This window comes from Roseicella sp. DB1501, from assembly GCF_013112485.1.
GTDB lineage: Bacteria > Pseudomonadota > Alphaproteobacteria > Acetobacterales > Acetobacteraceae > Paracraurococcus.
Genome location: NZ_JABFHG010000004.1, coordinates 319350 through 344652, shown reverse-complemented (window position 1 = coordinate 344652; position 25303 = coordinate 319350). Strand labels below are relative to the sequence as shown.

Sequence of the window (25303 nt, the reverse complement as noted above, 5' to 3'; positions counted from 1 at the left end):
CGCCATGTCCGCTCGCAAGAAGAAGGTCCAGCTATCGGCCTACCTCGATCCCGAGGTGATGGCATCGCTCGTCGATTATGCTGCCCGCCGAGACCAGTCACTCTCGCTGATCACGGAGGCGGCCCTGGTCTCGTTCCTTTCGCCGGATACGGCCGAACGGCGTGAGGCAGTGCTCGCCAAACGTCTCGACCAGCTCGATCGCCGCATGACGCGGTTAGAGCGCGACGTCGGGATCGCGGTCGAAACCTTGGCGGTATTCATCCGCTTTTGGTTGGTGACGACGCCGGCGCTTCCCGAACCGGCCGCCCAGGCCGCTCGCGCCAAGGCCGGAGAGCGCTACGACACGTTTGTCACCACGCTGGGGCGGCGTCTCGCCAAGGGACCGAAGCTCCGGCAGGAGATCTCCGAAGATATCGGCGATTCGAGCGAGGCGTCCGCATTTCAGTCAGACGCAGAAGAAAATTAGTCGTCGCTCGCTCGGGTCCGAGATAACAATAGCGCCGCCGTTCTCCTGTATTTGCACGCTACGCTACTACGACACGATATACTTGTTGAAGCCGCCCAAAATCGGGCTCTTTTAATCACCCCTATCCGGGGACCGTCTGTTCAAGCCCCCGCGAAAACGGGGAACAGATGGCGGCTTCTCACCACAATTCTGAAGGTCTGGCGCGAGGCGCGCGGATGCTGCGCACCGCGCTCGGCCCCGCCATCACTCGTTTTCTCGAAGACTCGGCCATCGTCGAGGTGATGCTGAACCCGGACGGCCGGTTGTGGATCGACCGGCTGTCTGAGGGTCTTTCCGACACGGGCGAGGTGCTCCCGCCCGCCGACGGTGAACGGATCGTCCGCCTGGTCGCACACCATGTCGGCGTCGAGGTTCACGCCGGCTCTCCGCGCGTGTCGGCCGAGCTGCCGGAAACAGGCGAGCGCTTCGAGGGCCTGCTCCCTCCAGTCGTGTCGGCACCGACCTTTGCGATTCGCAAACCCGCCGTCGCGGTGTTCACCCTGGCCGATTACGTCGCCGCCGGGATCATGACGGCGCAGCAGGCCGAAGCGCTCCAGAAGGGCGTCGTATCGCGCGCCAACATCCTCGTGGCAGGCGGCACCAGCACCGGCAAAACCACGCTGACCAACGCGCTGTTGGCGGAAGTCGCGAAGACTTCGGATCGCGTCGTCATCATCGAGGACACCCGCGAGCTGCAATGCAGAGCGGAGAACCTTGTCGCAATGCGCACCAAAGACGGCGTGGCGTCGCTGTCCGATCTTGTGCGCTCCTCGCTCCGGCTGCGCCCCGATCGCATTCCCATTGGCGAGGTGCGCGGCGCTGAGGCGCTCGACCTCCTGAAGGCGTGGGGGACGGGTCACCCAGGCGGGATCGGCACCATCCATGCCGGTAGCGCCATCGGCGCGCTGCGCCGGCTCGAGCAGCTCATCCAGGAAGCCGTCATCACCGTCCCGCGCGCGCTGATCGCCGAGACGATCGACCTCGTTGCCGTGCTCGCCGGCCGCGGTTCCTCGCGGCGGCTCGCCGAACTGGCCGGCGTCGAGGGGCTCGGAGCCAACGGCGACTACCGGCTCACACCCCTGCCACTCGCAGAAATGGGAGATCAACCATGACGCTGAAGCGCAAGCTGCCCCCCGCCATATTCGACAAGCTGGAGACGGCCGTGTTCGCCGTCGCTGGCCCGATTCTCCTGTCTCCCCTGCTCGCATCACCCGCCTATGCGGCCGGCTCGTCGATGCCGTGGGAGGCGCCCCTTCAATCCATCCTGGAATCCATTGAGGGGCCGGTCGCGAAAATCATCGCCGTAATCATTATCATCATCACCGGCCTCACTCTCGCGTTCGGTGACACGAGCGGCGGTTTCCGGCGGCTCATCCAGATCGTGTTCGGTCTGTCGATCGCGTTCGCGGCATCGAGCTTCTTCTTGACGTTCTTCTCGTTCGGCGGCGGAGCGCTTGTGTGATGGCGGACCAGGCCGACACCGCCTTCGATGTGCTGGGCTATATGGTCCCGGTCCATCGGGCTTTGACGGAGCCGATCCTGCTCGGCGGTGCTCCCCGCTCTATCGCTATCCTCAACGGGACGCTCGCCGCCGCACTCGGTCTAGGTCTGCGCCTTTGGCTGGTCGGTCTCGCACTCTGGGCGGTCGGCCATATCGCCGCGGTATGGGCCGCCAAACGCGATCCGATGTTCGCCGACGTCGTGCGCAGGCACCTGCGCGTTCCCGCGCATCTCACGGTCTGAGTGGGATGACGCGATGATGAACTTGGCCGAATATCGCAATCGCAATACGCGCCTCGCCGATTTCCTCCCCTGGGCCGCGCTGCTCAGCGAAGGCGTCGTCCTGAACAAGGACGGCAGCTTCCAACGCACGGCGCGCTTTCGCGGCCCCGATCTGGATTCTGCGGTGCCGGCTGAATTGATCGCGGTCGCCGGCCGGCTGAATAACGCTTTCCGCCGTCTCGGCTCCGGCTGGGCGATCTTCGTGGAGGCGCAGCGGCATTCGTCCAACCGCTATCCCGATAGCCGGTTTCCCGACGCTGCGTCCGCCCTCGTTGATGCAGAACGCAAAGCCGACTTCGAGGAAGCCGGAACACATTACGAATCCAGTTATTTTCTCACCTTCACCTATCTGCCGCCGATCGAGGACGCAGCCCGCGCCGAAAGCTGGCTTTATGAAGGCCGCGAGAAAAGCGGCTTAGATCCGCACGAAATCGTCCACGCCTTCATCGACCGCACCGATCGCCTGCTCCGTCTCGTCGAAGCCTTCATGCCGGAGTGCGCTTGGCTCGATGACGGCGAGACGCTCACCTATCTTCATAGCTGCGTTTCGATCAAACGTCATCGCGTCCGCGTTCCAGAAACGCCGATGCACCTTGATGCGCTGCTGGCCGACCAGCCACTTACAGGCGGGCTTGAGCCGCGTCTCGGGTCGGCGCATTTGCGCGTTCTCACGATCGTCGGCTTTCCGACGGCAACCACTCCAGGATTGCTCGATGAGCTGAATCGGCTGGCCTTTCCCTATCGCTGGTCGACGCGCGCGATCCTGCTCGACAAGACCGATGCGACCAAGTTGCTGACCAAGATTCGGCGGCAATGGTTCGCCAAGCGCAAGTCGATCGCGGCCATCCTCAAGGAGGTGCTGACCAACGAGGCGTCGGTGCTGGTTGACACGGACGCTGCCAACAAGGCGGCCGATGCCGACCTCGCTTTGCAGGAGTTGGGTGCTGACTATGCCGGCATGGCCTATGTGACGGCCACCGTCTCGGTGTGGGATGCCGACCCTCGCATAGCCGACGACAAGCTGCGGCTTGTGGAAAAAGTTGTTCAGGGGCGCGACTTTACGGCGATGGCCGAAACCATCAACGCGGTGGACGCCTGGCTCGGCAGCTTGCCGGGGCATGTCTATGCCAACGTCCGGCAACCCCCCATCAGCACCTTGAACCTCGCCCACATGATCCCCTTGAGCGCCGTGTGGGCAGGGCCGGAACGGGATGAGCACTTCGGGTTGCCCCCCTTGCTTTATGGCAAGACCGAGGGAAGCACCCCGTTCCGGTTTTCCCTTCATGTCGGCGATGTTGGACATACGCTCGTCGTTGGTCCGACGGGCGCTGGCAAGAGCGTGTTGCTCGCCCTTATGGCGCTCCAGTTTCGACGTTATCCGCGATCCCAAGTCTTCGCGTTCGATTTCGGTGGCTCGATCCGCGCCGCGGCGCTCGCCATGCACGGCGACTGGCACGATCTCGGCGGCGGACTGACGGAAGGTTCCAGCGAAACAGTTTCGCTCCAGCCGCTCGCTCGTGTCGACGATGTGCCCGAGCGCGCCTGGGCGGTTGACTGGATCGTCGCAATCCTCGGCCGTGAAGGTGTCATCATCACCCCGGAGGTCAAAGAACACCTGTGGTCAGCGCTGACTTCGCTCGGCTCCGCTCCCATCGAAGAGCGGACCATCACCGGCCTGACCGTTCTGCTCCAGTCGAACAATCTCAAACAGGCGCTCCAGCCCTATTGCGTCGGCGGCCCTTACGGTCGCCTGCTCGACGCGGAGAACGAGTATCTCGGTGCTGCCACGGTGCAGGCGTTTGAGACCGAGGGCCTGATAGGGACCGGCGCCGCAGCAGCCGTGCTCGCCTATCTCTTTCACCGTATCGGTCATCGTCTCGACGGATCTCCGACACTCATCATCATCGACGAAGGCTGGCTGGCGCTCGACGACGAGGGGTTTGCCGATCAGCTTCGCGAATGGCTGAAGACGCTCAGGAAGAAGAACGCGAGTGTAATTTTCGCCACGCAGTCGCTCTCGGACATCGACGGCAGCGCCATTGCGCCGGCCATTATCGAAAGCTGTCAGACGCGACTTCTTCTTCCTAACGAACGCGCCGTCGAGCCGCAAATTACCGCCATCTACCGTCGCTTCGGGCTTAACGACCGGCAGATCGAAATCCTCGCGCGGGCGATACCGAAGCGTGACTACTATTGCCAGTCGCGGCGCGGCAATCGCCTGTTTGAACTCGGACTGTCCGAAGTGGCCCTCGCGCTGTGCGCGGCGTCCGCCAAGACCGATCAAACGGCCATCACCAACATCGTCGCCGAACACGGTTGCGACGATTTTCTCGCGGCGTGGCTGCGATACCGCGATCTCGGATGGGCAGCGGACCTCGTTCCCAACCTCACCAACAAGGAGACGTCTTTATGATTCCGCGTCATTCGCGCGCGGCGCGCTTTGCCGCCGCTTTGCTTGCCGCCACTGTCGTTACCAGCCCGCTTATGGTTGCGCCTGCCTACGCGCAGTTTGGCGGCGTCGTGTTCGATCCATCGAACTATGCCCAGAACGTGCTGACGGCGGCTAGGTCGCTTCAGCAAATCACCAACCAGATAACCTCGCTTCAAAACGAAGCGCAGATGCTCATCAACCAAGCCCGGAATCTGGCGAACCTGCCGTATTCCTCGCTGCAACAGCTCCAGCAGTCCGTTCAGAGGACGCAGCAGCTTCTCCATCAGGCGCAGAACATCGCCTACGACGTTCAGCAGATCGACCAAATCTTCCAGCAAAAATATGCCAACATCTCGATGTCGGCCTCGGATGCGCAGCTCGTCGCCGACGCTCGCTCTCGCTGGCAAAACACTGTTGGCGGTCTGCAAGACGCCATGCGCGTGCAAGCCGGCGTCGTCGGCAATATCGACACCAACCGCACGCAGATGTCCGCTCTGGTGGGCGCGAGCCAGTCGGCCACCGGCGCGCTTCAGGCGACACAGGCTGGCAACCAACTCCTGGCGCTTCAGGCCCAGCAGCTTGCTGATCTTACAGCCGTCGTCGCCGCCAACGGCCGGGCGCAAGCGCTAAGTGACGCCGAACGGGCGGCCGCCGCCGAGCAGGGCCGGGAGCAACGCCGCCGCTTCCTGACGCCAGGCACGGGCTACCAGCCCGGCAACGCGAAAATGTTCCACGGCAACTGAGCGGAAAGGATTGCGTCATGGAGGGCAAGACGCTCGCTCGCATTGGCGCTGTCGTGTTCGTCGCCATCGCCATCACCGCCACGATCATCGAGCTGACGCGGAAAGATGAGACGCCGGCGATAACCACAGCCGTTCTGCCGAGCACCAGCGTTAATCCGTTGCGCGCCATGCTCCGACAGTGCCGGGACATGGGCGAGACCGCCATGCGCGATCCCGTCTGCCTCCGCGTCTGGGCAGAAAATCGAGACCGCTTCCTCGGCCAACGTGAGCCATCAAGACGAGCGCCATCCGCCCCAACGGCGCCCGCCGGAGATCCCGTCCACGAGGAACGTGCGCCCGCAGGCGACATGCTCGTGCCGCCTGAACCTGCTCAACCGGAGGCTCGGTGAGGAATGGGCAACACCGGCGTCATCGACCATTTTCTCGAGGTCTTCACCCGCTACATCGACTCCGGCTTCGGTCTGCTGACGGGTGAAGTTGCTTTCATCGCTACGACGCTGATCGTCATCGACGTGACGCTGGCGGCCCTGTTCTGGTCCTGGGGCGCCAACGACGACATTCTCGCGCGCCTTATCAAGAAGACGCTCTTCGTCGGCGTGTTCGCCTATATCATCGGCAACTGGAACAATCTCGCCCGCATCGTCTTCGAGAGCTTCGCCGGCTTGGGCTTGAAAGCGAGCGGCACAGGTTTCACCGTCGCCGATCTTCTGCGGCCCGGCAAGGTGGCCCAGACCGGCCTCGACGCGGGCCGACCGTTGCTCGACTCCATCTCGGACCTGATGGGATGGGTCTCCTTCTTCGAGAACTTCATCCAGATCGCGTGTTTGCTGTTCGCCTGGGCGCTCATCCTGCTCGCCTTCTTCATTTTGGCCGTCCAACTGTTTGTCACCTTGATTGAATTCAAGCTGACAACGCTGGCCGGCTTCGTCCTCATTCCCTTCGGCCTGTTTGGAAAATCGGCGTTTATGGCGGAGCGCGTGCTCGGCAACGTCATTTCCTCCGGCATCAAGGTTCTCGTTCTCGCCGTCATCATCGGGATCGGCTCGACGCTCTTCTCCGAATTCACCGCCGGCTTCGGCGGGGTTACGCCGAGCATTGACGATGCGATGGCAATCGTCTTGGCCGCCTTGTCGCTATTGGGCCTCGGCATCTTCGGGCCGGGCATCGCAAACGGACTCGTTTCCGGCGGCCCGCAGCTCGGCGCTGGCTCCGCTGTCGGAACCGGCCTTGCCGCAGGTGGTCTGGTTGTCGCCGGGGCCGCAACGGCCGGAGCAGCCGTTTCCGGCGGCGCAGCACTGGCTGGCGGCACCGCCGCGGCGGCCCGTGGCGGAGCGACACTCGCTGGCGGGGCCTCAACTGCCTATAGCCTCGGTGCAGCCGGTCATTCCGGCGCCTCTGCCGTGGCCGCCGGCCTCGGCAACGTGGCGAACACCGGCGCGCAGGCTGCCGCCTCGCCATTGAAGCGCGCGGCGTCGCGCGCGGCCGATAGCCTGAAGTCCAACTACCAAGCCGGTGCGCGTGCCGCTTTCGAGCTGACAGGCGGGTCGTCGACTGCCGGCACGATCGGCGGCGAAACGACCGCGACAGCCGCCACCGAAGCATCTTCGCCCAAGGATGGCCCTCCCGGTTGGGCGAAGCGGATGAAGCGCTCGCAGCAAATGTCCCACGGTGTCCAGGTCGCCGCCCACGCCGTGCGCTCCGGCGACAGCCACGGCGGCGGCTCCTCTATCAATCTCTCTGAAGGCGACCGCTGATGTTCAAACGATCCTCTACCCATTACGGCAAAACACCCCAGCCCGAGACGCCCTATCAGCGCGCCGCGCAGGTCTGGGACGATCGTATAGGCTCCGCCCGCGTTCAGGCGCGAAACTGGCGGCTGATGGCCTTCGGCTCACTTGCGCTATCAGCCGGCTTGGCGGCCGCGCTCGTTTGGCAGTCGGCGAATGGTTCGATCGTCCCCTGGGTGGTGCAAGTCGACAAGCTCGGCCAAGCCCAGGCCGTAGCGCCAGCGGTCGCCGATTATCAGCCGGCCGATCCCCAAATCGCCTTCCATCTCGCCCGCTTCATCGAACAAGTCCGCTCGATCCCGGCTGATCCGATCATCGTGCGGCAAAACTGGCTCAGAGCCTACGACTTCACCACGCAGGCCGGGGCGCTCGCGCTTAACGACTATGCACGCGCAAACGACCCCTTTGCGAAGGTTGGCAAGCAGCAAATTGCTGTGGAGGTCTCCAGCGTCATCCGGGCATCACCCAACTCGTTCCGCGTCGCTTGGATCGAGCGTCGTTATCAGGACGGCGCGCTCGCCGCCACGGAGCGCTGGAGCGCGATCCTCACCATCGTCGTGCAGACGCCACGCGACGCCGAAAAGCTCCGGGCCAATCCGCTCGGCATCTACGTCAACGCTATCAACTGGTCGAAGGAGCTTGGACAATGACGCCCACCTTCCGCAAAGCCGGAAGGCCGGCTTTCCGTAACTTCTCGGTCGCGGCTTTGCTGCTGGCGACGGCCGCACTTGCCGGCTGCGCTACGACGCAGAGGCCACCGGAAATCTCCTACGATAACGCGGCGCCGGCGGTGCTGACCGTCGATCCCCCTGCGCCGGTCAAGGTGGTCGAACTGCCGCGTCCTCTGCCGTTGCCCGGTCAGTTAAAGCCGGTGCAGGCTTCCCGCAGGACGCCCGAACCGACCGATCCGGCGGCGCGTGTGAAGCAGGCCAACGCTCAAGCCCGCGTCCAGCCTGTGCGCGATGGCTTCATCAACGCGATGCAAGTCTATCCATTTACGGCAGGAGCGCTCTATCAGGTTTATACGGCTGTCGGGCAGATTACCGACATCGCACTCCAACCTGGCGAACAATTCGTTGGCTCGGGTCCGGTCGCCGCAGGAGACACGGTGCGCTGGATCATTGGCGATACCGAGAGCGGGGCAGGCGCCGCCCGTCAATTACATATTCTCGTCAAGCCAACACGGCCGGACCTGATGACCAATCTCGTCATCAATACCAACCTGCGCACCTACTACATGGAGCTGCGCTCCACGACCTCGACCTATATGGCATCCGTGTCGTGGCAGTATCCGCAAGATCAACTCATTGCTCTACGACGCCGCAACGAGCAGGCGCAGACCGCCCAACCCGTTGCGAACGGCGTCGATCTTTCGCGTGTCAACTTCCGTTATGAAGTGACAGGGGATCGCGCCCCGTGGCGCCCGCTACGCGCCTTCGACGATGGACGGCAGGTCTTTATCGAGTTTCCACGCGGTATTGGTCAGGGAGAAATGCCGCCGCTTTTCATCGTTGGACCCGAAGGCGATACCTCAGAACTCGTGAATTACCGGGTGCGCGACAACTACATGATCGTGGACCGGCTCTTCGCCGCCGCCGAGCTGCGGCTTGGTAGCGACAAGAACCAGAAGCGCGTTCGTATTACCCGCACCGACGGGAGGCCGGCGTCGTGACCAATCCGCTGGACCCCGCGAGGGAGGAAGGGGAAACGCGGGCTGCGACATCCCCGGCCGAACAGACGCAGGAGGATGACGCCCGGCCGCTGACCGGAGAGCCAGTCGGCGACATGCGGTTGCGGCCGGAGCCGCCGCGCGTAACGCGACTGTCGCGTAAGGTATTAGCGGGGCTTGGCCTGGTGGCTGGCGTCGGAATTGGCGGCGCGCTCCTCTATGCCCTCCAAACACAGAACGAGGGGAAGCAAACCCAGGAGCTTTACGCGACAGACAATCGCACGACCCCGGACGGTCTCAACACCCTACCACGGGATTATACCGGCCCGATTCTTGGCCCGCCGCTGCCGGGAGATCTCGGGCGCCCGATGATCGGCGCACAAGGCGCCGGCCAGCCGATGCCAACACCACCCGGCGCATCCAATCCCCGAGTCAGCCCGGAGGAACAGCGTCGGCTTCAGGAACTCGAGGCAGCGAGGACCGCTCGCTTATTTGCTGCCACGGAGACGCGCACGAACACGCCCGCTACGGCCTCGCCAACGCCCCCTGCAGCACCGCAGCCCGATCTTGCCGGTCTCGGCCTCGCGCCGCAGCCTGCTACGCCTTCAGCCCAGGATCGCCAACTCGCGTTCCTCAACCAACCGCCCGATCGGCGCACAGCTTCGCCCGATCGTGTTGCTGCGCCGACCTCCCCCAATGTGCTTCAGGCGGGCGCGATCATTCCGGCTGCCCTCATCACAGGCATCCGCGCCGATCTCCCCGGTCAAATCACGGCCCAAGTCACGGAGAATGTCTATGACAGCCCGACAGGACGGATTCTTCTGATCCCGCAGGGCACGCGCGTCATCGGGCAATACGACAGTGGAATCGGCTTCGGGCAGCGCCGCGTCTTGCTCGTATGGAATAGGCTGATTTTCCCTAATGGCCGCTCCATCGTTCTGGAGCGGCAGCCTGGCGCGGACGTCGAAGGTTATGCGGGCCTTGAGGATGGCGTGGACTACCATTGGGGTGAGCTGTTCAAGGCTGCGGCCCTTTCCACCATCCTGAGCGTCGGCGCCCAGGCCGGAGTTTCAGGGGAGGAAAGCGACATCGTGCGTGCTTTGCGCCAAGGCGCATCCGACAGCATCAACCAGACTGGCCAGCAGATCGTCCGGCGCCAGCTCAACATCGCGCCCACGCTCACAATCAGGCCCGGCTTTCCCGTTCGCGTCATCGTTACGCGCGACATCACCCTCGAACCCTACGGGAGCTGACATGACCAAGTTGAAGCTCGGCCCAATCGCCGACGAAAAGCCCGTAAAAGTCACGCTGGAGTTACCCGCCAGCCTTCATAGCGACCTTGCGGTCTATGCCGAAATTCTTGGCCGGGAGACCAATCAACCGCCGGCTGATCCTGTGCGTTTAATCGTGCCCATGCTGCAACGCTTCATCGCCACAGATCGAGGTTTTGCAAAGACGCGACGTTCCATTGGGGCCGCGAAGGTCGATAGCTAATGCCATCGGCCTGATTGCGGTGAAACTTCGCCGTGTCGTTAATGTGCAAAATTACCGCCGATATGCAGCCCGAACGCCACGAACCCTAGCCACAATGCTTCATCCCAATGGTTGAAGCCGTCCCGCTGCCAAAAGCGTTCTTTAAGCATCAGAGCGAACGTCACACAAAACGCGGCATAAAGGCCGATCCAAAAAGAGACGGCCGTGAGATACCCGGCCTTGCCATAGGTGCCGATCACGGCCGATATCGCGAGCTTCGTGCAAAAGCGGCGAATAGCCAGGCGCGACCCGGTATTGAGGCGGGAAAACATGATTTGGCCGGTCGATTGCAAGCGTTTTTCGCTGTCTATCGGGCCTCGAATAAAGACAGCATCAAATTTTTACGCCGCCCGCCGGGAGAGCTTCGGCTGGTCGGTGAAGCCATCCCTATACAGTTCTTACAGAGACGCGCCAAACATTGTGCTGCCCTGACATCGGCTATGTTAGCCGTCCGCTCATGCGGCACGAGTGGAGTCCAGGTCGTTGGCTCGGGGTGCTACGCGATCCCGATGAGCGCTCGCGTAAGCATTTGCGACTGTTGGGAGGCCAGGTCGGCTTTATCGTTCTGTTCAGTTCTCCTACTCTGGCCATTGATCAGCATAGACCGATACTCTTCCTATCCCTGATACATCTCATGTTCGGATTTTCGGCGCTGCTCGTATTCGGTGCCGCACTCTGGAAGCGCGATCCAATTCCTCCCAACAGCCTGTGCGTCTGGGATCACGGGTTCGCCATGCTCCTTTTGATGCTGATCAGCTCGGTTTTCCTCAGAGTGTTGGCGTAAATGCACACATACCGCCGCGACTGACGTCATATCAGAGCCGGTGACGACCGCCTCGAGCTCCGGTGCCCCTGATCTCCGAGCAACAGGCTGCGAGTGCCGGCCAGTGCTCGTGCTGTTTTGGCTAGGCGGAACGACCCTTCAAACCTGCGCCCCGCGCTGCCCCGTCAGAAGAGGATGCCGGTCTCCAGTAGGGCGCGGACCTGATCGCGCTGGTTCAAGTCACGGCCGAAGCCGAGCCCCGACTGAAGATTGCCGATCCTGGTGTAAGACAGTTCGCCACGCGCGAAGAACACGCCCTTTTGGTAGGTCGGAGTGATGGTGAGCGACCAGGCGTTGCTCTTTGCGCCGTAGAGCAGATTGGTCGGCGTGCAGTTGGGGTCCGTCCCGCACGTTCCGCCGGTCGTCTTCAGATATTCGGCGCGCGCGCCAAGCGACCATTCGCTGTTGAGCGCGTATTTGACGAGCAGCGCACCGCCATAGGTATCAGCCGAGCGATTGATGCCGAGTTGGTCATCACGGCCGACGTGGCTATATTGCAGATAGGGCGTGAGCGTCAGTGGGCCGCTGGTATGGGTGTAGATGAGATTGAAGATACTGCTGTTGTTCTGCGCGAGGGGGGTCGCGACTGACGACTTGTCGCTCCGCGACAGGCTGCCGGCGCCGACAATGCTGATCGAATTCGACGAGTCGATCGCATAACCTAGTGTGCCCGAAAGCCAATTCAACTTGCCGGAAAAATAGCCGTCGTTGAGCGAGATCGCTGCGGAGAGCGGCCCGCGCGCATAGTTGACTTGAACGCCGCGGCTGATCGCAGGCTCTTGATTCCATAGCAGCCCGCGCTCGATGTTGACGTTCTGAAACGTGAACGTCGCCTCCGCGCCGACCATAGTCGGCAGGAGACCGCCGCTGATTGACAGCTCCGGTGTTATCATGGCCTTGGCATAGGCGACAGGAATGGGACCATAGAGTTGGTCGGTCGCTTTCGTTGCACGCAGATAGGCCGTGCCCAGCGACGGTAGCGAATAGGCGCCGGCCTGGACATAAAACTGCAAGCGTCCGTCCGTCTGGATCTCGATCTGCGCATTGCTGAGGTCTGCGAATCCGTCCTCGTTTCCTATGCCGCCCGCGTGCGTGGCGGCGCTTTGCAACACGCCAATGCCGCTGAGCTGACCGGAGAGCGAGATCGAGCCAAATGGCCCCGCGTCCACCGACAGAGGATGAGGATTAGGCGCGAGTGGGCCGGAAAAGCTCGGCGCCGGCAACGGATCGGCGTGAGCCGCCTCGATCCCGAAGAAGGCGCTACAGGCAACGAGCAGGAAGGCGTAACGGGCGGCGCGCACACCAGACGAGCGAGAGCCGCATCGCCTCGAGGTGGCCACCGAATAGGAAAACGGAGACGGAGTTGTCATGCGTGCATCCCTCTGCCTGAAAGGTCGATGCACACGAGACGTAAGAGCGGGCGCGTAAAATCGGCGTCTTATCTTGCTCAGAATCGTAAGGACGGAGTAAAAATCGCGGCACGCCGCTGCCCCACCCAATAATTATACACTCTAATGAGTATGGGGCCTACGGACGACTGCGTTGCTCTCGACCCTCGACAGGAGGTTCGCCATGCTCAGCAGGCGCCGAAATGCGGGATTGTCGTTTTCATCGGACCAAATGCCACAGAACGGCAGCCGACACCCAACTAATCTCCGATACGCGACGCCAGCGAACGGCGTTTCGGTGATCGACTCGCTCGCGAGCGTGATGCCTTGACCACAAGCAACGAGTTGCATCAGGGTCTGGCGGGATACGCGATTGCGCTGGATGTCCGGCCGATGACCCAGTGAAGACAAATGCCGAAAGAGGAGAGCCTCAATATCCCGTCCAGGCGCGATCTCTGTGACGATGAACCGACGGCGACGTATATCACTCCAGGCTATCTCCGATCGAGATGCGAGAGCGTCCGCTTTCGACAAAACCACATAGACCTGCTCGGTCCACAAACGTATCGAGCTGAAATCCTCGATCTCATGAGGCTCGGTCATGAACGCAATGTCGAGTTGATGGCGGCGCACGGCAGGGATGAGTTCAAGGTGATCGCCTTCGAGGAATTCGAGCTGCACCTCCTTGTGATCAGCCATAAATTGCCCAATCAGGCTCGCGACGAATCCGGTTGCAAGGGAGGAAAAAAGTCCGATGCGAATGACCCCGCGGCTGCCGCGTCCAATCGCTCCAACATCGCGGATCGCGAAATCAATCTGCGTAAGAGCACATCGCGCTCTCTGAACAAAGCTCTCGCCGGCTTGGGTAAGAGCGACGCCCGCTCGGGTGCGGAGAAAAAGACTAGAGCCGAGGGCATCTTCCAAATCACGGATCTGTCGGCTGATCGTTGACTCGCGCACTCCAAGCCTGGCGGAGGCTTTTCGGAAGCTCCCCTGTTCTGCGGCCACAACAACGTAGCGAAGGTGCCGAACCTCGATGGTGCATTTCGGTATGGGCACGATTGGTTAACCAGCAGCTAGGATGAAGTAATCATAGGAAGATCCCCGTTCACCCCCGCTCGCCGTCCAAGATCAGACGATTTTCAATCGCTTGTCTCCGAAGGATCGACCGAGGCTTAAGCGATCGAATGTAAGGGTGGGATAAAGTTTTTATCCGTTGGCATAAAAGTGCTGTAAGGATGCGCACGCCTGCCGCGGCAGTTCCTCGGTGCTGGTCAGCTACATGCTGGAGCAATGGTCTCATCGTGCGCGCTTAGACCCGGCGCGGGTGGGCGCCTTCGGCTTTTCCTCGGGCGGCTTCACGGTGCTGGCGGCCGCCGGAACGATGACGGATGCAGCGGCAATTTCTTGGCATTGCCGAGTCTTGCCCGCTCTCTTCGACTGTCAACTTCCCAAGACCAATCCCGCGACCCCCAGCACCTCGCCACCCGGATTTGACCGCGCTGGCTTTCATGTCGCCTTCAATCGCGAGGTGGTGCGGTTTTTCCGGCAGAATTTGCGTCGACGCGCAAAGCAAACTTTCCCTTCCCGTGCGCCATAACGACCGGGGGCGGGACTGAGGTTTTCACCAAACACCGGGCAGCAGGCGGTAGCGCACGCGGCTAACATAGTTTCGATAGCCCGGAAGCTCGTCGGCCAAGACCGCTTCCTCCCCAAATATCCGCGCGGCAAGAATGATCGCCATTGGGATAAGTCCGAGCAAACCCCATAACGATCCGAGCATCAGTGTCGTGCCGATCGCGAACGGAAACAGATAGGCATACATTGGATGGCGAATGACGGCGTAGGGGCCGGACGAAATCACGCTTTGACCGCGTTCCTTTTGGACGCCAATCGTCGTCGCGGCAAAGCTGTTGGCGCGCAGGACCGTGTAGAAGCCCCAGAACGACCATGCCACCAGCACCGCGCCGACCACCTCGAGCCAGACGGGGCCATCGGACCATTCAAAGCGCTCGGCATCGAGCGCAATGAACGCCATCCACGCGCAGAAGAAAATCAGAAGCAGCGAAACGATGATGCGATCGCGCGGCTTCTGCTCAGCCTTGAGTGGCGACTGCATCCGCGCGGCCAGTAGTGCGGGATCAGCCTTCAGCATCCAGAGCGTCATCGCGAGGCTGCAAACCATGAAGAGCAGGAGATATGCCCAGCCTTCCGGCCATGACAGCGTGCCGGCAGGCGCAAACAGCAGAAGGCCAAGGACTAGCAAGCCCAAGAGTGATTGAATCAAGACCTTGGCGATCATGATCGCCACCTCACTTTCCAGATCACGCCAAAGACTATGCTGCGAGCAGCCACGGGCGGATGACACTATCGTTGGCGTAAACCTAACTTGCTTCTGAAATCTCGAGCCCAGAGAGTCGATAACCAACCTGCAATTCCGTGATCAAATGCACGGGCTGCGACGGGTCATCCTCAAGTTTTTGCCGAAGCTGAGCCATATAGATGCGAATGTAATGCGAGCGCTCCGCGTAGCCTGGCCCCCAAACTTCCATGAGGAGCTGTCGATGGGTGAGCACCTTACCGTGCCCGCGGATCAGCGCCGTGAGCAGACGAAACTCGTTTGGTGTCAGATGCACCGGCTCATCGCCCCGCGCGATCTCGTGGGTGGCGAGGTTGATTGAGACATTTCCAAATCTCACGATCGGCGAGGCGCCTGCACCGTTTGACACCGTGCTTGAGCGACGCAGTTGCGCACGCACACGCGCCAGCAACTCCGGCACACCGAATGGCTTGACCAGGTAATCGTCGGCGCCGGCGTCCAGCGCTTCGACCTTCTCGGTTTCCTGTTCACGCGCCGACAGCACGACGATCGGAGCGGAGACCCAACTACGGACGTCGCGGATCAGCATCTTTCCGTCTCCGTCAGGCAAACCAAGGTCGACGATCATGAGATCGGGTTTCCGGCTGCCCACGTTGAGGCGCGCCTCCTCGGCCGTAGCCGTCTCGAAGACGTTCATGCCTTCCTTTTCAAGCGCCATTCGGACAAAGCGACGAATGTCGGCTTCGTCCTCAACGATCAGGATGCGCGGTTTGATCATCGGCTGTCTCACTCTCGACTTCAGGCGGCGCACCTAGCGGCAGCCGGATCTCGAAGGCTGCGCCATGTGGCTTGCGCGCCCGCGCCCGGATCGTGCCGCCATGCGCGGAAACGATGCTGCGACACAACGCCAGGCCCAGACCGACCCCAGCGATTGACGATTCCTTCTGCCCCCTGGCGAACGGCTCAAAAAGCCCATCGGGGTCAGTCGCTGGCAAGCCGGGACCGTCGTCCTCGACGACCAGATAGACGGAATCCCCTGAAGCTCCGGCTCGGATCGTAACGGTTGTCTCAGGCGGCGTATATTTTGCCGCGTTGTCGAAGAGGTTGATGAGAACACGCTCAATGAGGGCCGCATCAACCTCGACGAGCGGCAGGGTGGCCGGAAGGCGCGTTTGGACCGTCCGTGGCTTTAGAAGCGTGGTTGATTGCGCGAGGGCGCTGCCGACGATCTCGCTGAGCGTGTGCCATTCTTTGTGGAGATGCACCCCGTCGCTTTGCATTCGCGCCAAGTCGAGAAGATTGCTCACGAGGCGCTTGAGTTCGTCGGCTTGCATCTTGATGGAACGAGCAAGATCGGTGCGGTCGTTGACGCGCAGGTTAGGCGAGTCCTCGAGGGTCTCCGCCAAGCCGCGGATCGCTGTCAGCGGTGTTTTGAGATCGTGAGACACCGCAGAAAGAAGAGCATTGCGAAGTTTCTCGCCTTCCATGCGGACCAGCGTGTCCTGGGCAACCTCCACGAAATGGATACGCTCGAGCGCCAATCCGATGGTCGAGCAACAGGCATCGAGCAAGCGGCGATCGTCTGGATCGTTCAGTATCGTCGAGCCGGACGGCAGGATGGCCAGCACGCCTCTGGTTGCCATTGACGCCTTAAGCGGAAGATAGAGCGCATTGGCGGCGCTCAAGGTCTGTGTTCCGAGTCCCGCTTCCTGCGCATGGTCGAAAGTCCATTGGGCGACCGAGAGGTCGACGAAGCCGGCATTCTGGGTCGCGACGAGGCGCTCCTTCTGGTCCGGGATGAGAAGAACCACCTGAGCCCCGATCAGGGGGGTGATCGCGTCCCGGCACATCGAGACTATCTGTTCGATCTTTATGGCGCTGGAGAGATCGCGCGCGATGCGGGCCAGAGTGGAAGCCCGGCGCTCGCCGGCGCGAGCGACCCTGGCTTCGGAGCGCATACGCGCAGCGAGCTGGCTGATGACAAGCGCCACGACCAACATGAGCGCAAAGGTGAAGAAATATTGGGTGTCAGTGGCGGTGAATGAGAGCGTTGGCTCGATGAAAAATAGATCGAAGCACACCACCGACAAAAACGCGGCCCAAGCGCCGGCGACGCGGCCGAGATGCATCGCGACGAACACGACCGTCATCAAGAACAGCATGATGACGTTGGATGGGTCGAAGACCCGCAGCAGCCATGCCGCTAGCGCCGTGGTTGCGCCGCAAGCGAGTGTCGCAATGGAGAGCGCCGCAGCATAGCCTCGGGGTTCATCCGTGACTTTGCGTTTGACCGTCGGCCGAACATCATCGACGCTGAGCAGGATCAGTCCCATTTCCGGGCCAGCGCGCGCGATTCTTTCCTGAAGCCGTGATCGGAAGAGCTTGAATTTCCAGCGGGGTGGATTACCGACAATGAGCTTCGTAACATTGCGCTTGCGCGCGTAATCCAACAGGGTCTCGGCGATATCCTGTCCGGGAATATTTGCAAACTCCGCCCCCGCTGCCTGCGCGGTGGTGGCGATCGTCAGCAATGTTTCGCGGGATCTCGTGTCGTCGCCTTTGTAGGGTTGGTCGATATGGACGACGATCCATTTGGCCTGTAGCCGCTGCGCGAGCCGCGCGCCCTCGCGAACCAACCGCTCTTGCGATCGGTCGGCGCTCACGCAGACCATGAGCATTTCCTGAGTGGGCCAGACCGACTTGATCGCGTGAGAGACTCGATAGCTCCGCACATCCGCGTTCACACGATCGGCGACGCGGCGAAGCGCCAGTTCGCGGAGCGCTATCAAATTGCCGCGACGGAAGAAATTCTGACGAGCACGCTCGACCGCGACCGGCAAATAGACCTTTCCGGCGTTCAACCTGGCCAGCAGATCGTCGGGCGGTATGTCCACCAATACAACGTCGGTGGCGGCGTCGAAGATGCGGTCAGGAACCGTCTCCCGCACACGGGTGCCTATGATGCCGCCAACGATATCGTTGAGGCTGTCGAGATGCTGGACGTTAAGCGCCGTATAGACGTCGATGCCGGCATCGAGCAGCTCCTCGACATCCTGCCAGCGTTTGGCATGTCGGCTGCCGGCGACGTTGGTGTGGGCTAGTTCATCGACAACCAGAATTTTGTATGGCGATGCGAGCGCGCCATCGAGATCAAACTCGGTTGCCGCTCGGCCGTTGCCGCCCACCGTCTTGCGCGGCAGAACAGGAAGCCCTTCTAAGAGTTCCTGCGTATCTTTGCGACCGTGGGTTTCGACGACCCCGATCCCGACTGCGGCCCCCTCGGCGTGGAGCTGGCGCGCCGCCTGGAGCATCGCGAAGGTCTTGCCCACCCCTGCGCACGCGCCGAAGAATATCTTCAGTTGCCCGCGTTTGGAGCGATGGTCCTCACCTTTCACGACCTCCAGAAGATCGTCGGGATCTGGCCGCTGATCCGTCATCATTTACCGTCCAACCTCACAACGGCGTTCGCCTCTTTTTGAAGACCCTCCGCTAGAAGAAAGGCGTCAGCAGGATGTCGATCAGCTTTATACCAATAAACGGCGCGATGATCCCGCCCAATCCATAGATCAGGAGGTTCCGGCCAAGGAGCCGGGCCGCTGGCTCGGCTCTATACTGCACTCCTCGAAGGGCCAGCGGGATCAAGGCTACGATGATGAGCGCATTGAAGATTACCGCCGATAAGATGGCCGATGCGGGGCTGTGGAGGCCCATGACATTGAGGACGGCCAGCGGAGGATAGGTCGCGACAAACGCAGCCGGAATGATCGCGAAATATTTCGCCAAGTCGTTGGCGACGCTGAATGTGGTCAACGAGCCACGAGTCATGATCATCTGTTTGCCGACCTCGACAACGCGCAGCAGTTTGGTCGGGTTGCTGTCCAGATCGACCATGTTGCCGGCCTCTTTGGCCGCCTGAGTGCCACTGTTCATCGCCAGAGCAACGTCAGCTTGCGCGAGCGCGGGCGCGTCGTTGGTCCCGTCGCCGGTCATGGCGACGAGCCGCCCCTCTGCCTGATACTTGCGGATGAGCTGGAGTTTGTCCTCGGGCGTGGCTTCGGCCAGATAGTCGTCCACTCCGGCCTCGGCCGCGATCGCCGCGGCCGTGAGATGATTGTCGCCGGTAATCATCACGGTCTTGATGCCCATGCCGCGCAGTTCGGCGAAGCGCTCCTTGATCCCGCCTTTGATGATGTCCTTGAGTTCGACAACGCCGAGCACATGGATGTCATCGCTGACGACGAGCGGCGTGCTACCGCGCCGCGCGACATCCTCGACGATCTTGGTGATCTCCTGCGGGAATACGCCGCCCATCGCCTCGACATGCGCGCGAATTGCGCTCGCGGCTCCCTTGCGGATCTGGCGGCCGTCGAGATTGATGCCGCTCATCCGTGTGTGTGCGCTGAACGCGATGGTCTCGGCCCCATGCAGTTCACGCCCACGGATGTTGAAGGTGTTCTTGGCCAACACGACGATCGAACGGCCCTCCGGCGTTTCATCGGCCAATGACGCGAGCTGGGCGGCGTCTGCCAGCGTGCGCTCATCCATTCGAGGGGCGGGATGGAACTTGGCGGCCTCACGATTGCCGAGGGTAATCGTGCCGGTCTTGTCGAGCAGCAGGACATCGACATCTCCGGCCGCCTCGATGGCACGCCCCGAGGTAGCAAGCACATTGGCCTTTATCATCCGGCTCATGCCGGCGATGCCGATTGCGGAGAGCAATGCGCCGATGGTGGTGGGAATCAGGCAAACCAGGAGCGCAATGAGCACGGTGATCGTCACCACCGAGCCGGAGCCGTTGAGGACCGTGCTGAACAGCGAAAAGGGCAGGAGCGTTGCGCACACCAGAAGGAAGATAAGCGTGAGAGCTACAAGCAGGATCGTCAGGGCGATCTCGTTTGGCGTCTTTCCCCGCTTGGCCCCCTCGACCATAGCGATCATGCGGTCGAGAAAGGCTTCGCCAGGCTTGGCTGTCACGCGGATCACGATCCAGTCGGATAGGACGCGAGTGCCGCCGGTCACGGAGCAGAAGTCGCCGCCCGCCTCGCGGATGACCGGAGCGGATTCGCCGGTGATCGCCGACTCGTCGACTGAAGCTGCGCCCTCAATGACTTCGCCATCGGTTGGGATTATCTCGCCAGCTTCGACCAAGAGGTAGGCGCCCACGTCAAGCTCGTCACTTGGCTGCGGCCAAGACTCGCTGTCACGGCGCGGCTCCTTGAGCATTCGAGCGACCACGCGCTGGCGCGTCGCGCGTAGCGCATCAGCTTGTGCTTTGCCACGCCCCTCCGCTAACGCCTCGGCGGCATTTGCGAAAAGCACCGTGAACCACAGCGAAATCGCGACCGCGAAGATGAATGCGCCCGACGCCTCGCCTTTACCGGAAAGCGCCTGGACCCAGAGCAGCGTTGTGACGATGCTGCCGAGATAGACGACGAACATCACGGGGTTTTTCGATTGAACCCGTGGCGACAGCTTCTTGAACGCCTCCCCGATCACGGAGGCCCACTTTACGGGCTTGGGACTTCCACCGGAACTTGCGCCGAGCGGCGCCGTTGCGTCGACTTGTGACATGATGGCACCGCCTTCTTATTGTGCGGCAGGACGCGCCGTCGTGGCCGCGTCCAGTGCGAGATTGAGTTCAAGGACATTCACTCTCGGATCGCCGAGAGCGCCGATTTGGGGGCCGCTCGTGTGATCGTTCACGAGCGCCAGCACTGTGGCTGGCGGCAGGCCGCGCACCCGAGCAACGCGCGCTGCTTGCAGTCTGGCGTTCGCAACGGAAATGTGGGGGTCGAGGCCAGAACCGGAGGCCGTAACAGCGTCGACTGGAACTGGAGCGTCGGGCGCAAGCCCGTTCTCTTCGCGATATGCCCTCGCGCGTTCGTTCACCGCATCAAGCAGTTTCTTGCTGGTCGCACCCTGGTTGCTCGCCGCACTGGCGCCGGCATTATAGGGCTGGTCGATGCTTTTCGAGGGATCGTTGGGATCAGCGCCTGCCGTCACACTCGGCCGACCATGAAAATATTCAGGTCGCGCGAAATACTGCCCGATCAAGCGGGAGCCAACGGTCTGCCCGTCTCTTACGATGAGGCTGCCCTGAGCCTGATCGGGGAAAAGAATATTGGCGACGCCGGTGGTCACCAACGGATAGGCAATGCCCGCCACCACCATGAAGAAGACGGCCGACACGAGCGCCGGACGCGCGATGCCCTTGGTCAGTGAGAGGATGCCATTTTCAGTCGTATTGGAAACATCGGACATGAGCGTTCTTCCTCAGAAGGTCGTGCCGGACAGCATCAACAGGTGCTCGACAATCGGGCCGAGCGCCAAGGCTGGCAGGAACGTCAAACCGCCGACGATGATGACCACAAAGACGAGCAAGCCGGTGAACAGCGGAGTCGACGTCGACAGCGTTCCGGGGCCTTCCGGGACGGTCGTTTTGGCTGCCATCACCCCCGCCACGGCTAACATCGGCAATAGCGTCAGATAGCGTCCGATCAGCATCGCCAGGCCAATCGTCGTGTTGAAGAACGGTGTGTTGGCGTTAAGGCCGGCAAACGCCGAACCATTGTTGGCCGTGCCCGAGGTGTAGGCGTAAAGCACCTCGCTGAAGCCATGCGGACCCATATTGGCAAGGCTGGCGAGCGTTGATGGCGTGAGGCAGGCGAGCGCTGTGAAACCCAAGATGCTGAACGGATGCGCCAGCACCGCGAGCATCACAAATTTCATCTCGCGCGCCTCGACCTTCTTGCCCAAGAACTCGGGCGTTCGCCCGATCATCATGCCGACCAGGAACACGGTCAGGATCGCGTAGGTGACGAGATTGATGAGGCCGACACCATCGCCGCCGAACACGTTGTTCAGCATCATCTCGGCGATCGGCACCAGGCCGCCCAATGGCGTAAGCGACGAGTGCATGGCATCGACCGAGCCGGTCGTCGCTGCCGTCGTGGTGGTTACGAACAGGCTGGTCTGAGCGATGCCGAAGCGCAGCTCCTTGCCTTCCATGTTGCCGCCGGCCTGAAGCTGCGTCTGCGCCTGATCGACGCCGGCCGAGGCGAACATGGGGTTGCCGGCACGCTCGGCGCTATAAACCAAGGCAAGGAAACCAAGGAACATGACCAGAAACGCGGCGAAGAAGGCCCAGCCCTGGCGCCGCCGCGCGATCATCGAGCCGAACGTGTAAGTCAGCGCCGAGGGGATCAACAACATGCTGAGGATGTGCAGCGTGTTCGTCAGGGGCGTCGGGTTCTCGAATGGATGTGCCGAGTTCATGGCAAAGAAGCCACCGCCGTTGGTGCCGATGTGCTTGATGGTCTCCAAGCTCGCGACCGGCCCAACGATGAGCTGTTGTCTCGCTCCTTCGAGAGTATTTGCGATAGCCTCGGCATTCAGCGTTTGCGGTATCCCCTGCCAGACATAGACGAGGGCCAGGACGAAGCAGATCGGCAGGAGGAGGCGAAAAATGACGCGGGTGAAGTCCACCCAATAATTGCCGATATCGGCCGCGCTCTTCCGGCTTAACCCCCGGATAAAGCCTCCTGCCGCCGCAACGCCGGTCGCGGCGCTCACCGTCATGAGGAAGGTGATGACGGCCATCTGCGAAAAGTTGGAAAGACTCGTCTCGCCCGAATAGGATTGCCAGTTCGTGTTGGTGATGAACGAGGCGGCGGTATTGAAAGCCAGGTGCGGCGACTGCGACGCACGCTCAAGCGCATCGCCCGGAATATACTGCTGCACGCGCAGGAGCAGATAACCGAGCAGCATCATCGCGGCGTTGCTGAGAAGCAGCACCATGCCATAGCGCTTCCAGGACATTTTCTCGGCTGGATCGACGCCGAGCAGCCGATAGGTGCCGCGCTCAATGATGTTGTGGGCGGGGCTGACGAAGAGGTGCGTCATCCATTTGCCGAGCACGAAAACCAGCCCGGCCATGATCGCGAGGATGAGAGCGAATTGGGTGAGGTCGTGTTCCATGTGCGCGTCCTCAAATCCGGTCCAGGGCTACAATGAACCCCGCTGTCACTAGGAAGAAGACGAGCGTCACCGCTACGAATATGAGGTCGCCCATAATTGCCACCTGACCTTATTGTTGCAGAACGCTGTTCTGCTCTTAGAAGCGCTCAGGCTTCACGAGGGCGTAGAACAGATAGACGAAGAGGCCGACTGCGCAGAGGCCGGCCAGCCAGGTCATCGCGACGGCGGTCACGGTTGAGGCTCCGACGCGCGCTCGTCTGTGGCGGATCGGCAGGGTTGCGGCTTGGCGTTACGAGGAAACTGATCGCGCGACATATAAACCGGCTCCATTCTGGTTGCCGGCAAGCATTTACTGTGTCGCATGTAAGGGTAGTGCTGAGTTTTTACGTCCGCGCGTAAGGGCGGCGTAAAGAACTTGGAATTGCGCGCCGCCCGGTTTTCGCCGGATACTGCTGACGCGATGCATTTCAAGGCGGGCCGCCAAGCGTGATTATCAGGCTCGCCCGCAGGCTTTCAGAAGCGTGGAATCTTCGAGAGAGTGCCCAACGTGGGTTCGGAAAGGCTGATCTTCTCGCCTATATGCGCAACGATCCACTTGGTGAAACTCATGGCCGCGCCATGCCGTCGATCCAGCTATCGTAGCGTCGCCGCGCGGATCGAAGACGAGAAGGAAGCTGGGAATCGACCCGCCCCACACCGACATGGCATGGTCGCCGCCTCCCGCGGAAATCGGTCGAAGTCTGTGTTCAAAGTTCTCTGAAATGGCGCACCCGAGAGGACTCGAACCTCTGACCTTCGGCTTCGGAGGCCGACGCTCTATCCAACTGAGCTACGGGTGCATCGTGTGCAGGCGATAAAGCGTGACCCAAAACGAGGTCAACTTCAAACCCGCTTCCCTTCCTCGGCTCGAACGTCATTAGGACTCGGTGACACACCAGTCCTTTTGTCGTCGTTTGCCGCCTCTGGTCTCCTTTCGTTTGCTTCCGTGGTGCTTCCGCGACCACGGAAGCGGTTTTCCTGGTTCCTTCGAGGTTCGCCAATCGCTTGGTTTCCCTCGCTTTTTCTAATCCGCACACACAACCCACTTGACTTAGCTTTGCCTTCGGAGGGCAACGCTCTATCCAGCTGAGCTACGGGTCCGTTGAGGCGCTTCCTAGCCTGCCCTGCCGCTCAAAGGAAGCCCCCTTCCGCAATCACGGCGCCTCGTCCCGGTGCACGTCGTGGGTGACGATGCCCGGATCCTCCTCCGGCAGGTCGAACCAGTCGCGATGGGCGAAGCTGCGCTGCGTGTCCTCGTAGCCGCTCTGCCAGTGGTCGCGCATCGTGTCCTGGCCGAACTCGTAATCCTTCGCCTGCCCCTCATAGGCCTTGGCCTGGTAGATCATCTGTAGGATCGACAGCCGCGGCAGCCGTTCCAGGCGGGCCCGCATGGCGCGGTCTTCCTCGGTCAGGCTCGCCTCCGGCACCCGCTCGAGGGCGCGCTTGAGCTGGATCTGCCAGCGCCGCAGCCGGGTATAGGCGTCGGTGTTCATGCGGGTGCGGGAGGAGTAGCGGATGTCCTTCTCCCGCCCCAGCACCTCCTCCATGTCGCGCGGCAGAGGGCCGCGGGCGGGAAAGAGATCCACCTGGAAGACCACCGTGTTGCGGCAGTCCATCTCGTCCTCGAGCAGGTATTGCAGCGGCGTGTTGGAGACGAGACCGCCATCCCAGAACCAGTCGCTGCCGATCTTCACCGGCGGCAGACCCGGCGGCAGGGCGCCAGAGGCCATCACATGCTCCGGCCGCAGCGCCGTCCGGGCGCTGTCGAAATACTGGAAATTGCCGCGCAGGATGTTCACGGCCCCGACCGCCAGCCGCGGATGCCCGCCCGGCTCGGCCAGCAGAGTCCAGTCCACCAGTTCCTCCAGGGTCTCGCGCAGCGGCGCCGTGTCGTAGAAGGCGGTTGCCTCCGGCGCGCCGCGCGGCGCCAGCCAGGGGTTGATCGGGTTCGGGCGGAAGAAGCCGGGCGTGCCGAGGGCAAGGGTGGTGAGGGCGCTCTGCACGCTGCGCAGCCGCCGCAGGTCGTCTCCCTCGGAGACCGAGGGCAGCAGGCGCCGGCGGGTGATCCGGTCCCAGAACTCCCGCAGCCGCGGCAGCCGGTCCTCCCGGCGGTTGCCGGCGATGATCGTGGCATTGATCGCCCCGATCGAGACCCCGGCCAGCCAGTCCGGCTCCAGCCCGGCCTCGTGCATCGCCTGATAGACCCCCGCCTGGTAGGAGCCGAGCGCGCCGCCCCCCTGCAGGACGAGCGCCACCCGGTCGAAGGCGCAGCGATCGGACAGGCTGTCGGGCATGCGGGGTCCTCC

24 protein-coding genes and 2 tRNA genes are annotated in these 25303 nt (G+C 62.0%); 13 read left to right on the top strand and 13 right to left on the bottom strand.

Features of this window, described 5'->3' with window-relative positions:
* Positions 1-4 precede the first annotated feature (4 nt).
* The 12 genes from HJG45_RS10555 (at position 5) to HJG45_RS10500 (ending at position 10411) form a co-directional block, all read left to right on the top strand.
* Positions 5-466 (top strand): CopG family transcriptional regulator, encoded by a 462-nt coding sequence (locus tag HJG45_RS10555; protein WP_171612073.1) that lies wholly within the window; start codon positions 5-7, stop codon positions 464-466.
* 167 nt (positions 467-633) lie between these two features.
* Positions 634-1617 (top strand): P-type conjugative transfer ATPase TrbB, encoded by a 984-nt coding sequence (gene trbB, locus HJG45_RS10550; protein ID WP_171612072.1) that lies wholly within the window; start codon positions 634-636, stop codon positions 1615-1617.
* Positions 1614-1967 (top strand): TrbC/VirB2 family protein, encoded by a 354-nt coding sequence (locus HJG45_RS10545; RefSeq protein WP_217362891.1) that lies wholly within the window; start codon positions 1614-1616, stop codon positions 1965-1967. The genes trbB and HJG45_RS10545 overlap by 4 nt, the downstream gene beginning before the upstream one ends.
* A complete protein-coding gene (locus HJG45_RS10540; RefSeq protein ID WP_171612071.1) occupies positions 1967-2248 on the top strand; it encodes a VirB3 family type IV secretion system protein in 282 nt (93 codons plus the stop codon). The genes HJG45_RS10545 and HJG45_RS10540 overlap by 1 nt, the downstream gene beginning before the upstream one ends.
* Before the next feature lie 13 nt (positions 2249-2261).
* Complete coding sequence (gene trbE, locus HJG45_RS10535; protein WP_171612070.1) at positions 2262-4700, top strand: conjugal transfer protein TrbE; 2439 nt, start codon at positions 2262-2264, stop codon at positions 4698-4700.
* Positions 4697-5461 (top strand): P-type conjugative transfer protein TrbJ, encoded by a 765-nt coding sequence (trbJ, locus tag HJG45_RS10530; RefSeq protein WP_171612069.1) that lies wholly within the window; start codon positions 4697-4699, stop codon positions 5459-5461. Before trbE ends, trbJ begins: the two co-directional genes overlap by 4 nt.
* 17 nt (positions 5462-5478) lie before the next feature.
* Complete coding sequence (trbK-alt, locus tag HJG45_RS10525) at positions 5479-5850, top strand: putative entry exclusion protein TrbK-alt (protein WP_171612068.1); 372 nt, start codon at positions 5479-5481, stop codon at positions 5848-5850.
* Positions 5851-5853: 3 nt separating this feature from the next.
* Positions 5854-7215 carry a P-type conjugative transfer protein TrbL gene (gene trbL, locus HJG45_RS10520; RefSeq protein ID WP_171612067.1) on the top strand — a complete coding sequence of 454 codons (1362 nt, stop codon included), beginning with the start codon at positions 5854-5856 and terminating at the stop codon, positions 7213-7215.
* Complete coding sequence (gene trbF, locus HJG45_RS10515; RefSeq protein ID WP_171612066.1) at positions 7215-7898, top strand: conjugal transfer protein TrbF; 684 nt, start codon at positions 7215-7217, stop codon at positions 7896-7898. Before trbL ends, trbF begins: the two co-directional genes overlap by 1 nt.
* Positions 7895-8920 (top strand): P-type conjugative transfer protein TrbG, encoded by a 1026-nt coding sequence (gene trbG / locus HJG45_RS10510; protein WP_171612065.1) that lies wholly within the window; start codon positions 7895-7897, stop codon positions 8918-8920. The genes trbF and trbG overlap by 4 nt, the downstream gene beginning before the upstream one ends.
* A 113-nt stretch (positions 8921-9033) precedes the next feature.
* Positions 9034-10170 (top strand): TrbI/VirB10 family protein, encoded by a 1137-nt coding sequence (locus HJG45_RS10505; RefSeq protein WP_171612150.1) that lies wholly within the window; start codon positions 9034-9036, stop codon positions 10168-10170.
* 1 nt (position 10171) lies between these two features.
* On the top strand, positions 10172-10411 hold the full coding sequence (locus HJG45_RS10500; protein ID WP_100236962.1) for a DUF2274 domain-containing protein: 240 nt from the start codon (positions 10172-10174) through the stop codon (positions 10409-10411).
* A 38-nt stretch (positions 10412-10449) separates the two neighbouring features.
* On the opposite strand, the gene HJG45_RS10495 is transcribed toward HJG45_RS10500, so the two are convergent.
* The 3 genes from HJG45_RS10495 to HJG45_RS29410 all read right to left on the bottom strand — a co-directional run bounded on the left by HJG45_RS10495 (position 10450) and on the right by HJG45_RS29410 (position 13669).
* Positions 10450-10743 (bottom strand): hypothetical protein, encoded by a 294-nt coding sequence (locus HJG45_RS10495; RefSeq protein WP_100236961.1) that lies wholly within the window; start codon positions 10741-10743, stop codon positions 10450-10452.
* A 655-nt stretch (positions 10744-11398) separates the two neighbouring features.
* Entirely contained in the window at positions 11399-12643 is a 1245-nt protein-coding gene (locus tag HJG45_RS10490) for an outer membrane beta-barrel protein (RefSeq protein WP_100236960.1), read from the bottom strand.
* A gap of 141 nt (positions 12644-12784) precedes the next feature.
* Positions 12785-13669: a LysR substrate-binding domain-containing protein gene (locus HJG45_RS29410; protein ID WP_368040563.1), complete on the bottom strand. Its 885-nt coding sequence runs from the start codon at positions 13667-13669 to the stop codon at positions 12785-12787.
* Between the two features lie 259 nt (positions 13670-13928).
* Here HJG45_RS29410 and HJG45_RS10480 point away from each other — a divergent pair, with 259 nt between their 5' ends.
* Positions 13929-14261, top strand: coding sequence for a hypothetical protein (locus HJG45_RS10480; RefSeq protein WP_157801163.1), 333 nt, complete (start codon positions 13929-13931; stop codon positions 14259-14261).
* Between the two features lie 24 nt (positions 14262-14285).
* Here the strand turns inward: HJG45_RS10480 and HJG45_RS10475 are convergent, their stop codons facing one another.
* From HJG45_RS10475 to HJG45_RS10430, 10 genes are all read right to left on the bottom strand, one after another.
* Entirely contained in the window at positions 14286-14963 is a 678-nt protein-coding gene (locus HJG45_RS10475) for an isoprenylcysteine carboxylmethyltransferase family protein (RefSeq protein WP_242443463.1), read from the bottom strand.
* Positions 14964-15045: 82 nt separating this feature from the next.
* A complete protein-coding gene (locus HJG45_RS10470) occupies positions 15046-15759 on the bottom strand; it encodes a response regulator (RefSeq protein WP_100236957.1) in 714 nt (237 codons plus the stop codon).
* On the bottom strand, positions 15731-18421 hold the full coding sequence (locus HJG45_RS10465) for a sensor histidine kinase KdpD (protein WP_100236956.1): 2691 nt from the start codon (positions 18419-18421) through the stop codon (positions 15731-15733). Before HJG45_RS10465 ends, HJG45_RS10470 begins: the two co-directional genes overlap by 29 nt.
* A gap of 49 nt (positions 18422-18470) precedes the next feature.
* Entirely contained in the window at positions 18471-20552 is a 2082-nt protein-coding gene (gene kdpB / locus HJG45_RS10460) for a potassium-transporting ATPase subunit KdpB (protein ID WP_100236955.1), read from the bottom strand.
* 15 nt (positions 20553-20567) lie between these two features.
* Positions 20568-21242, bottom strand: a complete 675-nt coding sequence (gene kdpC / locus HJG45_RS10455) for a potassium-transporting ATPase subunit KdpC (RefSeq protein ID WP_100236954.1) — start codon at positions 21240-21242, stop codon at positions 20568-20570.
* Between the two features lie 12 nt (positions 21243-21254).
* The gene (kdpA, locus tag HJG45_RS10450; RefSeq protein WP_100236953.1) at positions 21255-22958 is read right to left on the bottom strand and encodes a potassium-transporting ATPase subunit KdpA; all 1704 of its coding nucleotides are present in this window, start codon (positions 22956-22958) and stop codon (positions 21255-21257) included.
* A gap of 136 nt (positions 22959-23094) precedes the next feature.
* Positions 23095-23190 (bottom strand): K(+)-transporting ATPase subunit F, encoded by a 96-nt coding sequence (gene kdpF, locus HJG45_RS10445; RefSeq protein WP_197707317.1) that lies wholly within the window; start codon positions 23188-23190, stop codon positions 23095-23097.
* 530 nt (positions 23191-23720) lie between these two features.
* Positions 23721-23797 (bottom strand) — tRNA-Arg (locus tag HJG45_RS10440).
* Between the two features lie 179 nt (positions 23798-23976).
* A tRNA-Arg gene (locus HJG45_RS10435) sits at positions 23977-24095 on the bottom strand.
* 56 nt (positions 24096-24151) lie between these two features.
* Positions 24152-25291, bottom strand: coding sequence for a patatin-like phospholipase family protein (locus HJG45_RS10430; protein WP_171612064.1), 1140 nt, complete (start codon positions 25289-25291; stop codon positions 24152-24154).
* Positions 25292-25303 lie beyond the last annotated feature (12 nt).